This window comes from Bacteroides sp. NSJ-48, assembly GCF_014287405.1.
GTDB lineage: Bacteria > Bacteroidota > Bacteroidia > Bacteroidales > Bacteroidaceae > Bacteroides > Bacteroides stercoris.
The window spans coordinates 58,592-73,451 of the sequence record NZ_JACOOD010000002.1; the positions used below are offsets into that span (position 1 = coordinate 58,592).

A 14,860-nucleotide genomic window follows, 5' to 3' on the forward strand; every position below is an offset into this window, starting at 1 on the left:
TTATTGATGTGATACTTAGAAAATATCCTCTTAACACTTTATACTTCATCCTCTGCTTTATTCTGACATTATCATCGTGCAGTGACAATTCAGAGGGAGATCAACCTGTACTTCCCGGTCAGGTATCCTGGAAAACCACTTCTTCGGTAACTGCAGAAGCCGGAGTGGCCACCTTGTCCATATCAGGTGCAGTAGGAATTAAATGGACAGCCGAGATAACTGCCGGTACTGATTGGAGTTCTTTTGTTCACAACGATTTCACTGGTAACGGAACGACTGTTCAGGGAGAAGTGAAAGACGGAATAAACGTACTCTACCTTTACTATACAGCAAATACCGATACGGAAGGACGTACAGCCATTATTTCCTTTACTTTCGACGGAGAGAAGGAACCCCATACCCTCTCTTTGAAGCAAGTGGCTATAGGTCAGTCTGTTTTGCCAGACTTTAAAGGTGGATACGCAGAAATTCCCATTTATAAACAAGATGCGAACTACGTTTATGCCACCCATTATGTAAAACTGGGCAATAAGAATGTGCGCAATTACTCATTGTGTTTTGATAAGGCCAAGAAAGCCGCCCTATGGGTAGCTTATCCACTACACAAAGCCTATACCAACGGTGATGCAGGTCGCGTGGATGAATGGAACTTCGACCCTTTGTTTGAATCCTCTTTCCAGCCGGAACTGTTTAGAAGTTATAAGGGAAGCTACGACCGTGGACATCAAATTCCCTCTGCCGACCGTCAAGCCACTGATGAGATGAACCGTCAGACTTTCTATTTTTCCAATATGACTCCGCAGCTAAATCGTCTTAATCAGGACATGTGGGGAAAGCTGGAAGACAAAGTGCGTACCTACAACTGCGAAGATACTCTCTACGTCGTTACTGGAGCCTATTTTGCGAATACTTCCACCACCACTTATGACGGTGGCGGCAATCTCGTTCCTGTACCAACCAACTACTTCAAGGTACTGCTCCGCACCAAAAGCGGAAAGACCGGGAAATATGTCAGTGACTGTACAGCGTCCGAGTTGAAAACTATCGGCTTTTGGGTGGAGCACAAGTCCTACGGTAACGTACAACCGCCCCGTTCCATTTGCACCAGCGTGGCTGACATCGAGCAGAAGACCGGCTTTACTTTCTTCCCTACTATTCCCGACGAAGTGAAGCAGGACTATAACCCTACAGACTGGAATATAAATTGATAAAAGCAATCATTATGAACAGAAAATCTATCTTAGTCTTTCTCTTCTTTGCCATAAGCCTTACGGTGTATGCGCAAACCAAGCCCTATAAGATTGTTTTCTACAATCTGGAGAATTTCTTCGATACGGTGAATGATCCGGAAGTGCTGGATGATGAATTCACCCCTGAAGGCCCCAAGAAATGGACTCAGGACAAGTATGACAAGAAGTTACACAACATGGAGCGTGTGTTCTTCGACATCGCGGCTATTAACAAAGACTATCCTGTAGTAATAGGCGTGTCCGAAGTAGAAAACCGCAATGTGCTCGAGGACATTGTGGCTGCTCCCAAACTGGCGCCTGCCAACTACCGTATCGTACATCACGACTCGCCTGAAGCACGTGGAGTAGACGTGGCTTTCTTTTATCGTGCTGACGTGTTCAAGCTCGAAGGAGAGAAAGCCATACGTACAATAATACCTTCATTGCCCAACTTCAAAACCCGTGACATCCTTACCATGTGGGGAAAAATAGACGGAGAGGACTTCCTTTTTATGGTGGGGCACTGGCCTTCGCGGCTGGGTGGAAAAGAAGCGTCCGAGTACAAGCGTATAGCTGTAGGCGAGCAGATGCGCAGTATTGCCGACTCTGTGAAGCAAATCCGCCCTGATGTTAAAGTAGTGCTGATGGGTGACTTTAATGACGATCCTACCGATCCCAGCATCACACAGGGGCTGGGCGCCAAGCTCAAAGTTAAAGAGTTACAGAAAGGCGACTACTACGCACCTTATGCATCCATGCTGAAAGCTGGATACGGCACTCTTGCTTATGGTGACGCATGGAACATCTTCGACAATATTGTTGTGACGGAAAACCTCGTAAACGATACCACAGACAAGCTGAAGATTCAGAAAGCCCCCGGTTCCAAATTCTACGGCAACATTTTCAAGCGTCATTATATGGTGCAGAAAGAGGGCCAGTATAAGGGGTATCCCTTGCGTACCTATGTAGGCAACAACTTTCAGGGAGGATATAGCGATCACTTCCCGGTATATATTTATATAGGAAAATAAAAACATCTATTTATGAAAATAAAAACATTATTGCTATTATTGGTTTCTTTGCTTTCGCTTCCGGGCATTGCCCAGAACATGGGTGGAATCAAAGGTACGGTGGTATCGCGTACTACCCGCGCGACCATAGACAAAGTGAAAGTAACAATGATGCCGGGTGAAGTCACAACGACTACCGATGGCTCTGGGCAGTTTGTATTCGACAATTTGGGACAAGGTGAATATACTCTTGTTTTTGAAACGCCGGAATATGAAGTGCTAAATCTTCCAGTACGTGTGGACAAGATGATACGTGAGATACGTGTGGTTCTTGTTCCCGAGCGAAACGTCATGATGGATGATGCCATATTCGCAGAGTTCGATACGGAGACAATGGAAGATGCGCAGTCTCTTCCTTCTTCGTTATCCGCTTCAAAAGACATATTCAACAATATCGCATCCTACCAGTTCAGTGAGATGCGTTTCAATGTCCGCGGCTACGACTCTCAGTTTTCCGATGTCTATCTTAATGGTATTCAGCTCAATGACGCTATGACAGGTTATACGCCTTGGTCGTTGTGGAGCGGTCTGAACGATGCGACCCGCAACCAGGAAAACACCACCGGCCTTGCAATGGGTGATGTGGGAGTGGGCGGTATTGCCGGTGTGACCAACATTAACACCCGTCCCTCGCAGATGCGCAAAGGCTGGCGGATGAGTCTGGTTAACGCCAACTCCATGTACCGTTTTCGTGGTATGGTAACTTACGCGTCGGGTATGCAGGACAATGGCTGGTCGTATGCGTTCTCTGTTTCTACCCGTCAAGGTGGCAATGACTACATCAAGGGTGTGTACTATAATGCCTATGGATATTTCGGCACTGTAGAGAAGCAGTTCCGTAACGGACACCGTCTGGGCTTGTTGGTACTTGGAGCGCCTACCGAACGCGGTGCGCAGCAAGCTTCCACGCAAGAAGTCTATGACTTGGTAGGCAACAACTATTACAATCCCAATTGGGGCTGGCAGGACGGAAAGCGCCGCAATGCACGTGTCCGTAATTACCATGAGCCTGTCACCATGCTCAACTACACGTTTGACATCAACGACCGTTCGCAGTTGAATGTAGCTACTTCTCTCCGTTTCGGTCAGAACGGTTATTCGGCACTCACATGGTATGCTGGTCCCGACCCGCGTCCCGATTACTATCGCTATCTGCCCAGCTATTACGAGGGTACAACCACCGGTGCATGGTTGCAGGAAGCGTGGATGCGAAACACCGATAACATTCGTCATATCAACTGGGACCGTATGTATGACATCAACCGCAGCCAAGTTCCCAATTCCATTTATGGAGAAGGCAATCGTTCCATCAACATGATCGAGGAACGCCATACAGACCAATTGGACTGGAACTTGAGTTCACACTTCTCACACATTTTCAAGAATAACTCCAAGCTGAACGCCGGTATTAACCTGCGTCGTAACCGTACGGAGTACTACAGCGAAGTGAAAGACCTGCTTGGCGGTGATTATTGGATAGATGTAGATAAGTTTGCTGAACGTGACATGGGCGGACTTGATCCTATTCCTTATCAAAACAACATGGATTACTATGAAAAATACGGTCATGCACAAGCTGTGAAGAAAGGAGACAAGTATAGTTATGACTATTATGGGAATGTCCTTAGTGGTCGCGGCTGGGCACAATACGGATTTAATCTTGCCAATTTGGAGATAGGCGTAGGCGGTGAAATTGGACATACTACCCTATGGCGTCACGGACTTTGGCGCAAGGGACTTTTCCCTGATGATTCGCAAGGTGATTCCGAAAAGCAGAATTACCTAACTTATAAAGTAAAAGCAAATTTCCGTTACCAGCTTTCTGCTTCTCACACTTTTGATGCCAACATTACTTATATGCAGGATGCACCCGCTTTTCAATATGCGTTTGTTTCTCCACGTACACGTAATGCGGCAACTCCCGGTGTAGGGACGGAGAAAGTATTTGGTGTAGATGCATCTTATAATTTCCGTTGGGGTGATTTTCGTGCACGAGTTTCCGGTTATTATACCACTTTCCGCGACCAGACTAAGGTAATTTCCTACTATGACGATGTAGAGGCCACTTACTCCAACTTTGCTATGAGCGGTATAGATAAACGTCACTTTGGATTGGAACTTGCAGCGTCAGTACCTATCTATGAGGGACTTGCATTAAAAGGAGCATTGAGTTGGGGACAGTATACCTACAATTCTAATCCTGATTATATCCAATTGCAGGATAATAGCGGAGAGATAAAGAACCAGGGTAAAGTTTACTGGAAAAACAAACGTGTGGAAAGTACTCCGCAATTGGCTGCCAATATTGGATTGTCCTACCGTAGTCGTAACAATATCTTCATTTCACTGGATGGAAACTTCTATGACAATATGTATCTCTCTATGAGTCCACTCTACCGTACTGATGCCGTACTTACACAAGGCATGACGAAGGAAGAGATTGCAGCTATACGCAATCAGGAGAAATTTGGTTCAGCTTTCGTTATGAATGCCAGTGTAGGCAAGAACTGGTACATTCAACGTAAGTACACGCTCGGTTTCAGCCTCAGTGTAGACAATCTGCTTAACAACCAGAATATCAAGACAGGTGGTTATGAGCAAATCCGACTGCTTAAGAACAAAGAACAGAGTACGCTGACGTATGAGCCGTTTGATGCCAAGTATTTCTACATGTTGGGTACAAACTATTATTTGAATCTTTACTTCCGTTTCTAAAATTGATAATACGTACAGATTATGATAAATAAATTTATACATATATGTTTAATCGCGCTGCTGGCTTTGAGTGTCAGCGGTTGCTATAATGACTTCGATGATCCGGCTCCTGCCAAAATTTGGTCGGACGCCGACTTCGGGGAAGGACAAATAATCTCCATCAAAAAGTTCAAGCAGTTGTTTTACAATAAATACGGGAATGGAGCAGCATCCCTGAAACAGTATTTGGAGATAACGGAAGACTACGTTATTAAAGGTAAGGTAATCTCCAGTGATCAGGCTGGCAATGTTTACAAGTCGGTTTACATCTACGACGGTGAAGAAGCCATTGAGCTAAAACTTATGGTAAGTAACTATGTTTATTATCAAATGGGACAGACACTCTATGTTAAGACAAAAGGGCTGGCTATCGGTTGTTATCGCTATATGCTTAGTGTAGGACTTCCGCCTACTGCTGAAGATCTGCAAAAAGGGTATGCCAATCGTAACATTGAAACTCAGTTGGATTTGAATGCTCACGTGTTTGAGGGAGCAGAAGGTGAACTGACGGAGGATGATATTATTACTGTAACTGCCAATGACTATCACACTATTCTTGATGATAGTAAGTTAGGCTGCCTTATACGTTTTGAAAAGCTTACTTATAAAGAAGGAAAAATAGGGAGCAATACTTATCCTATGTATTTGGAAAGTGTATATCTTAATAACTCTACTCAGGCCACTTATACAAGTAAATATTATAAGGAAGAAGGACTGATACCTACATATGCTTATAGTTACAATAATCAACATTTCTATGGTTCTGCTTTGTTTACCTATGTCCCTGATGAAAATGATGGGGGAAATGACAATAGTGCAAAACAGGGTGACTATATAGTACGTGTAAGTGGTTATGCCAACTTCGCATTACAACCGTTACCGGTAAATGGTGATATCGGCAATATAACTGGTATCTATACTAAATATTCCAGCAAGGATGGACGTTATCCGGTTTATCAGTTGCTTATTAATAAATTTGACGATATAGAATTCTCAAAATAAATATCGTATCTATTCTGCTTTTAGAAGTAGATTAATTAAAGTTTAAAAACATTTAAGGGGCATGTCTGTGAAGATATTGCCCTTTTTTAGTCCTAAGATGTACTTGGGACATGGGAGGGGTGTTTCATTTGAATGGGGTAGGGGAGTGATCTGGTATAACCTAACAGAACTTTAACAGCCAAATTCAAACAAAGTTCTATACATGTGAAGCTACACATGACTTACGGTAACGGTGGTTCTATTGTTGTTGAAGATTTCTATATTGCAGCAGAAAAGCCGCTGCCATTCGATGTAAGAGTCACTGTGAATCAGGATGTGATAGAGTATGATGACAGAGAAGACCCACCAATCTATAATACTTATACAGTGTCTGAAAGTGTAACACTCAATGCCGGTTCAACGACTTCAGAACATAATAAATTAGATTCCGGAACATCCGGAGTGGATCAGTTAGGCTCTTTTTGGACATATATAGTGATTAATGGAAAAACGTATGATCCATTCAAAAATACCATTACTTATACATACAATGGCATAACTTATATATTCGAATAATATATTTGATACAAAAGAAAGGCTTTTTCCCATCATTGAGAAGAAGCCTTTCTTATATCCAACATTTATCTTATTCTTCACATATATAATTATATTGAGAATCGGAGAAATTATCGAAATCTATCCAGGCAGAGGATATAGTCAATAAAATGGCATCACTTGGCATGCCCGGTTCTAATGTACCGTACACATCTGGAACAAATGAGAACTCCCATTCAGATGCTCCCACATTCAAAGTCTTAGTCCAAACTCTACTGTCAAAATAATCTGTAGGTGGCTGACTGGGTGCATGTGGATCATCATAATATGTGAAAGTTCCTTGTGCGCTGTATGATATTGTAATAGGGGATGCTATTGGATAGTCAGCAGATACTTCTACTGTAATACGAAGACCAGGCCCTAAGGTAAACCGAGCGCTGATTATATTATCCCTAATCTTTTGCTCAAATTTGGCTGTTAAAGTTCTGTTAGATTTAAAACACATTATTCTTAAATAAATTCCTAAGATGCAATGTATTTGCATCCCCACAGACTTACATTTGCACAAACCCACAATAGAAACCAATATGAACAATCAAGTAAACCCTGCACTAGCAAAATATGCAAATCTAATGATTGAAAAGATGAAAGAGGTTGAAACATCAGATTGGCGTAAACCCTGGTTCTCTCAACAATTTAGAGGATTACCTCAAAACTTATCCGGCAGGACATATAACAATCTCAATAAGGCTATGTTATATTTCCTCTGTGAGAAATACAATTACCAAACACCAGTATTTCTTACTTTTGCCCAGGCACAAAAAGAGAATGTACTTATCATAAAGGGGCAATCATCTTTCCCTATAAGCTACTATGAGCTAAACATAAAAAATCAAATAACCGGCGAACGAGTTACAAAAGAATTTTATAACAGCCTGAATAAAATTGAACAGAAAAAGTATAAAGTAATTCCATTTTTAAGATACTTCAATGTGTTCAATCTCGACCAAACCAACTTTGCTGAAAAATATCCTGAGAAATGGGAAATTATAAAAAAACAGTTCTGTTTCAATGAAGCCATCAATGACGGCTATCGAAACCCATTAATAGATCAAACCATAGAAAAGCAAACATGGGTTTGTCCTATTAAGTTAAAAGAGCAAGACAACGCTTTTTATTCTCCGATCACCGATTCTATTACCTTACCTACAATGAAACAATTTCCCAACGGCAAAGAGTTTTATTATACCGCATTGCACGAAATGGCGCATTCCACCGGCCACCCCGAAAGGCTAGCTCGCAAATTCGGTTATCATGGAACTCTCCTATACGCTCATGAAGAACTCATAGCTGAATTATCAAGTGCCGTAACCGGTAGAGACTTGGGATTAGCTGTTTTACCAAGAAAAGAAAACGCACAATATTTGAAAGGATGGCTATCAGAAATAACCAATGATTCGAAATATATCCTGAATATTCTTCAGGATGTTAACAAAGCCGTAACAATGATAGAAGAGGGAATAGGGCTAAATGCAGAACAAAACAACAGTCAGGAAGCTATAATCTCTCCAACTCCAGTTATGACAGAAGATGAATATCTTGCCTCAAAAGGATATAGAGATTCTTTCTGTTCAGAGCAAACTCTACATAAAAGAATACAAACAACTGCCTGCCAACAAGAAAAATCATTGAATTTCAATATTGAGAGGAGTAAGAAATACCTAACTGAACGTACTGCAATAAAAAAAGAATACCAAAGCTTACTTGATAGGGGAGAGATACGCCAGCCTACGAGAGTAGAACGAATTATTAAGGCTGCCAATGGGCATCCTGAGCTAGAGAGTACGCGAGCAGCAAGACGTATTGCTTTAGCTGAAGGTATTTCCTGGCAACCTACAAGAAAGGATTTGCCTATCATTTGCAAATACTATTACGATTCCAAGCAACAACTCCATGCCAGATTCTTCCAAAAAGGGAATATCTATGATCATTTAGTATGGAATGACAAAGGAAACTATATTCTTTGTACAGGCTCTAGAGCAGAAGGAAATTATGTCGAACATATATTGCCTCCTGAAGAAATAGTCGAAATAAATAAACTAAACGACAATATAAATCAAATAGAACTTCAATCATCCGGATGCAAAAGCCTAATTGGTGACATATCCAATTCTTCCGACCGAGAACAAATTAGCAATTATCGCATTCTAGATAAATCTACTGGTAGGGTAGAACCTTTGAATATTGAAAATATCGATTTGAAAAAGCAGCCTCCGGAAGCACTAAAAAAGTTGTTGTCCGGACAACAGACAGAAATAACCAACAAATCTGGAATCACCCAAATGATGGGGTTGAGCAAATCACCAACCGGTTGGACATTAGAAATAGGGAAACAATATTTTGATACAATGGAAAATTCTGTAGAAATATAATAACGATAAAAGCAACATACATATGAAATCAATAAAAGAACTTATCAACGATATTTTTACTTCATACAGAGAATTAGATAATATTAAAAAACATCCGGGAAATATCAAAGACATAGCTAATCCCACAGAGGCACAACAACTTGCAGCTGTCAAAAGTTCTCCGCATACAATAAAGTATATTAAAAGTCCAACAGAAAAGGTTCAACTTATTGCTTTGAAAGAAGACATATACAACTATCCCTATATAAAAAAGCTAAGTGAAAAAAGCCAGCTATATTTATTAAAGCATGGCATTGAAATTCAATATATTAAAAATCCGACAGAAAAAGCACAACTACACGCCTTGCGTTGGAAAGGAGTTTATTCTATAGCAAATGTTAAAAACCCAACAGAAAAAGTGCAATTAATGGCTATAAAAAAATCAAAAGCAGTTTTCTCAGAAATTAAGAATCCAACCATTGCTGTATGTAAAGAAATTGCAAAAGAATTCTGTGGAAATATCGAAATCCCCACAGATCGTAAAATTATAAAAGCAACAAAAAAATTAATATCTGAACTAAAATATATTGAAGGCGATGCTTACTTAAAAGAAATGAATATTGATTATAATAAAGGGAATCATTATGTTAATAATGAATCAGATAAAATAACAAATTGGAAAATACAAAAGCAAAGAGAAATCATAGATAATTATAAATATGAAATTGGAATTACAACAGAAAAGGATATAGAACCCAATATTAAAAACCATAGGAGAGCTCTTGATAAAGAAAATATATCAACCAAAAGTATGGATAAATGGGAAACAGTAACCAATAAATATACGCAAATGAAAGCAAATAGAGCAACAAACCAAATAGAGCTTCAATCATCCGGCAGCAAAAGTCTGATTGGTGACATATCCAATTCTTCCGACAGAGAACAAATCAATAATTACCGTATTTTAGATAAATCTACTGGTAGGGTAGAACCCTTGAATGTTGGAAATATCGATTTGAAAAAGCAGTCTCCGGAAACACTAAAAAAGTTGTTATCCGGACAACAGACAGAAATAACCAGCAAATCCGGCAGTACTCAGATAATGGGATTAAGTAAATCACCGGCCGGTTGGACGCTTCAAGCCGGAAAACAATTTTTTAATATGGTAGATTCTTCAGTAGAAATATAATTAACCACATTTAATTGATTAAAGCAATGAATAAAATTACAGAAAAGTTAAAGGAAACCATATCATATATGAGTTTATTTTTTAATGCAGAAAATGAATATACAACAAAATTAATGCAGAAAAATCCGTATAAAATACAAGATTTGATTAATCCATCAAAAGAGTTACAAATTGCAGCTATACAAACAGATCCATCCGTTATACAATTCATATCAAATCCTTCAGAAAAAATACAGTTGTTAGCCATTACAATCAATCCGTCCACAATAAGATATATATCTAATCCAACAAAGGATGTACAGTTAACAGCAGTGAAAATTAGCCCTTCAGTAATACAACATATAAAAGCACCTTCTAAAGATATAATATTAGCAGCCATAGAACGAGATTTTTCAGTAATTAAAACTATACCTAATCCTTCTGAGGAGTTACAACTGATTGCTATAAAGAAAAATCCTGAAGCAATTCAGTATATCAAACATCCAACAATAGAGGCACAATTAGAAGTAATACATACCTCACAGAATAAAAAACTAATAGAAAAAGTAGAAATGGATATGGTAAAAGAAAATCCCGGAGTCATAGCAATACTGCCGAACCCTTCCGAAGCAGTTCAACTAGAAGCTGTAAAAGCTGATCTCTTCGTAATTGGAAAAATTAAGGAACCTTCGGAACAGGTACAACTAACTGCTATACAAAAAAGCATATATTCGATACAAAATATACCTAATCCTACTCCAAAAGTACTATTTCAGGCAATAAAACTATCTTCAAATGACCCTTTCTTTATAAATATTCTACCCGAATCATTACAAATCACTGCTGTACAAACTAAGCCCAATCTTTTTTCATTAATAACTGACCCTTCTCCAGCAGTCCACAAAGCTATTATTGAGAATATATGTAATATAAAGATTCATAGCAATGTAGATAACGGATTCATACCCAAAGTACGTTCGTTATTATACCAACTTGATTCAATCCAATGTAGACATAGTGAAATGTTATTGAAAGCAGATTATTCCGATGATCCTCAACAAACAAAAAAAGAACAAGATGAAGCGGATAGATGGAAAGCTACAGAAACCAGTAAGGCAATAACAAGCTTTAAAGAAGATATAAAAAATGACTATTCTTTTATTGAAAGGAAAACAGAAGATCTATTCTCATGTCCCCAAACAGATTCCACTAATAAAGAAGTCATAGGAACCATCTCATACTATGGCTTTAATGGTGAGGTACGTGAAGTTATTGAATACGATAATGCTGAAAGTTATCTGAAAGCAATAGAACATGAACTTGACTGTAATCCCACAGGATTCAGATATAAAACATTGACCACCAATCCTGAGGTCAAGAAGGCAGTAGATGATCTTACTTACGATATATATGATATGAATAATCCACATCCTTTAGAATGGTATTCCTCAAATAATACAAAAGCTGTAATAAATCCAGATCAATATTTATCAGAAGAACGTAATAAAATAATGCGTGAATATGCTAAAAATCCTTGGGGAGCTCTTGATAAAGAAAATGTATCAGCAGAAGGTATGGATAAATGGGCAGCTGTCACAAACAAATATATTGAGATGAAAACCAACATAACTACAAACCAAGCAGAACTTCAATCTTCTGGCAGCAAAAGTCTGATTGGTGACATATCCAATTCTTCCGACAGAGAACAAATCAATAATTACCGTATTTTAGATAAATCTACTGGTAAGGTAGAGCCCTTGAATGTTGAAAATATCGATTTGGGAAAGCAGCCTCCGGAAGCACTAAAAAAGTTGTTGTCCGGACAACAGACAGAAATAACCAGCAAGTCCGGCATTACTCAGATGATGGGATTAAGTAAATCACCAGCCGGTTGGACGCTCCAAGCCGGAAAACAAATTTTTAATATGGCAGATTCTTCCGCAGAAATATAAAAAATATGAAAGACCAAAAATCACTATTAGCAAAATGTTTGCACAACGATATCCCCGCCATTGTATTTCAAGGATCGGACAGTTGTGCTATGGAAATTCTCCAAGCTGCCGAAAAAATATACAGCAAAAACGGTTGCAGCCCCGAATTCCTAAAAGATTTCCATGAAAATGTAGTAGAAAATTTCAAAGCCTACCAGCAGGAAAACCAATCAGAAATTAAACTTCCTGATTTAACCCCCAGTGAAAAAGAAGCGTTCTATATCTTCCAAGAAAAGAAGTTTACTGATTTTCCTGCTCCAATAAAAGATTTTGAAAGATATCTAAAAGGGAATGGCTTCTCACAAATCAATGAGAATACCGTATCTCATGGCAAATATATTATATGCGATGAAAAAGAATGGAATGGAATAACTGCCCAAAATGGAGACTATAATTTTGCCATTAACCATAATAAGGAAACAGAACAAATAAGCTATTTTCTTTTTTCCAATGATAGAAACTACCCAGAGCGAATAGGAGATTATAATAGCTTAAAAGCATGTTTTTTTGACATAATGGCAAAACACCCATTATTTGCGCAGAAAACCAGTCTAATTCCTATAATTGAAGCATACCGCAATACGGGCTATAAAAATATAGCAAATGCTATAGAACGATATTCCATTAACATAGAAACGACCTTTATCTCTGGAGAATCCAAGTATACAATCAAAGATATTGAAATGCAATCTTGTGGTGCAAAAAGAATGACTGTTGATCTCACAATCTCGCAAAAAGACAACAAACCAATAACTGAAACACACAATTACCGTATTTTAGATAAATCTACTGGTAGGGTAGAACCCTTGAATGTTGGAAATATCGATTTGGAAAAGCAGTCTCCGGAAGCACTAAAAAAATTATTGTCAGGACAACAGACGGAAATAACCAGCAAACCCGGCATTACTCAGATGATGGGATTAAGTAAATCACCAGCCGGTTGGACGCTCCAAGTCGGAAAACAAACATTTAATACAGTAGATTCATCCGTTGAATTCTAAAAATTAAGAATCTCTCTTTCAAACTTAAAAATAATATGTACCTTTAACTTTTAAAAGACAACTCAATGGACTTCAACGATTATAGAGCAAAAATAACTATAGCGGAAATGGCTGAATATCTTGGTTACACCAAAATATCTGGTCCAAATGCAAAATATCTTGAATATACCTTAGGGTCAAGACAGATGCCTGAAGATAAAATCATTATATACCCAAACGGAAAAGCCTACTTTTCCTGTAAAGGAGATATAAAAGACAAAGGTGATCTTACTAAATTCGTTTTATACAGATTGGATAAATTTACTAATTGCACTCAAACAGGCTATAAAGGAGTAAATGAAGTATTAAGTAAATATTTAGGAAGTGACCTAAAAGTTGCTACACCAACAAAAAACAATATTACACAATCTAAAAATACCGTCTTTGACATTAACAAATATTCTCCCCGTCCATTAACAGAAACAACAGCCACTTATTTAAATAAAAAGCGCTATTTATCCAGAAAAACAATAGAAGATTTCAGCAGTAGGCTACTTATTTATTCTGTGGGTAGTAAAGACAATGCCGGTTTCCCATTCCGTAAACCAGGACAAATGGAAATTACAAATTTTGAAATGCGTAATTATGATCCTGCCCAAAATATTAATTTCAAAGGATTTTGCATTGGCGGCGATAAATCAAACAGTTGTTGGATCGCAAACTTTGTACCATTTGATAAAGTAACGGAAATATATCTATTTGAATCCGCTATCGATGCTATGAGCTTCTATGAAATCAATCATTTCAATAAGAATACAACTTGTGCATTTATCAGTATTGGCGGTAACGTTACTCAAAGTCAAATTATGAGCATTAAATCTCTTTTCCCTAATGTGAAATGGAATTGCTGTTTTGACAATGATGGTGCTGGTAACGGTTTTGATATTGCTACTGCATATTATCTGAAAGGAGATGACTGTAAAGCATTTTCAAGGACTGTTCCTGGAGATAACTTTAAAACTATTTTTATTAGCTTTCCAAATGGGCAAACACAGTCTTGGAAAGAAGAGGAGTTTTCTTCTAGTCATTATCTCAGTTCCATGAAAATGGAAAATACCATTAATATAATAAAGACTCCAAAGTGTAAGGATTGGAATGACCTGTTACGTTATTACAAGCATTTTGACCTTAATTTAGGTCCGGGGATGAAATTCATTCCAGCAATAGAAGATACAGTGTCACAACTTAATCTAAGAGGTTATCATCTTCTTGCAGATATGTTTCAAATAAACGGAAAAGAACTCATCCAAAGCCTAATTCAACGTTCTACATATTGCCTATCAGCTCCACTTGCAGAAACCAATGCTTACAAACTTATCGTCGATTGTAACGTATTCATGGGTATTGATACAATGGTTCCTATCCCCAATAATCTTCATATATTTGACAAAACAACACAAAAAACAGTGTCTGCATCTGCAATCAATGAATATCTTAAGAAAGAATGTATCAATATCTTCAGAGATTTAAATGCCAATGATTTTAAAAATTTATTAGAGAAACAAGTACTTACCTATACTAAAGGAAATATAGAAAGAAGCTTTGAACGCATTCTTTCCCCAACAGGTTGGGGATTAAAAGAATATACCCCACTAAAAAAAAAGGATATTAATTTAGGAGTAGAAATATGATTAGAAAGGAATGTAACAAACTCTTGAATA

10 protein-coding genes are annotated in these 14,860 nt (G+C 38.3%); all 10 read left to right on the plus strand.

Features of this window, described 5'->3' with window-relative positions:
• Window positions 1-8 precede the first annotated feature (8 nt).
• The 10 genes from H8S52_RS01285 to H8S52_RS01330 all read left to right on the plus strand — a co-directional run bounded on the left by H8S52_RS01285 (window position 9) and on the right by H8S52_RS01330 (window position 14,830).
• The gene (locus H8S52_RS01285; protein WP_370527529.1) at window positions 9-1,208 is read left to right on the plus strand and encodes a DNA/RNA non-specific endonuclease; all 1,200 of its coding nucleotides are present in this window, start codon (window positions 9-11) and stop codon (window positions 1,206-1,208) included.
• Between the two features lie 14 nt (window positions 1,209-1,222).
• Window positions 1,223-2,260, plus strand: a complete 1,038-nt coding sequence (locus H8S52_RS01290; protein WP_186909213.1) for an endonuclease/exonuclease/phosphatase family protein — start codon at window positions 1,223-1,225, stop codon at window positions 2,258-2,260.
• Window positions 2,261-2,272: 12 nt separating this feature from the next.
• Window positions 2,273-5,014 (plus strand): TonB-dependent receptor, encoded by a 2,742-nt coding sequence (locus tag H8S52_RS01295; protein ID WP_186909214.1) that lies wholly within the window; start codon window positions 2,273-2,275, stop codon window positions 5,012-5,014.
• Window positions 5,015-5,035: 21 nt separating this feature from the next.
• Entirely contained in the window at window positions 5,036-6,055 is a 1,020-nt protein-coding gene (locus tag H8S52_RS01300) for a DUF5689 domain-containing protein (protein WP_222620277.1), read from the plus strand.
• 216 nt (window positions 6,056-6,271) lie between these two features.
• Window positions 6,272-6,610: a hypothetical protein gene (locus H8S52_RS01305; RefSeq protein ID WP_186909215.1), complete on the plus strand. Its 339-nt coding sequence runs from the start codon at window positions 6,272-6,274 to the stop codon at window positions 6,608-6,610.
• A gap of 566 nt (window positions 6,611-7,176) precedes the next feature.
• Window positions 7,177-9,021 (plus strand): zincin-like metallopeptidase domain-containing protein, encoded by a 1,845-nt coding sequence (locus H8S52_RS01310; protein ID WP_186909216.1) that lies wholly within the window; start codon window positions 7,177-7,179, stop codon window positions 9,019-9,021.
• Window positions 9,022-9,043: 22 nt separating this feature from the next.
• Entirely contained in the window at window positions 9,044-10,189 is a 1,146-nt protein-coding gene (locus H8S52_RS01315) for a hypothetical protein (protein ID WP_186909217.1), read from the plus strand.
• Between the two features lie 26 nt (window positions 10,190-10,215).
• The gene (locus H8S52_RS01320) at window positions 10,216-12,120 is read left to right on the plus strand and encodes a hypothetical protein (RefSeq protein ID WP_186909218.1); all 1,905 of its coding nucleotides are present in this window, start codon (window positions 10,216-10,218) and stop codon (window positions 12,118-12,120) included.
• Between the two features lie 5 nt (window positions 12,121-12,125).
• Window positions 12,126-13,160, plus strand: a complete 1,035-nt coding sequence (locus H8S52_RS01325) for a hypothetical protein (protein ID WP_186909219.1) — start codon at window positions 12,126-12,128, stop codon at window positions 13,158-13,160.
• 65 nt (window positions 13,161-13,225) lie between these two features.
• Window positions 13,226-14,830, plus strand: a complete 1,605-nt coding sequence (locus H8S52_RS01330; protein ID WP_117742225.1) for a toprim domain-containing protein — start codon at window positions 13,226-13,228, stop codon at window positions 14,828-14,830.
• Window positions 14,831-14,860 lie beyond the last annotated feature (30 nt).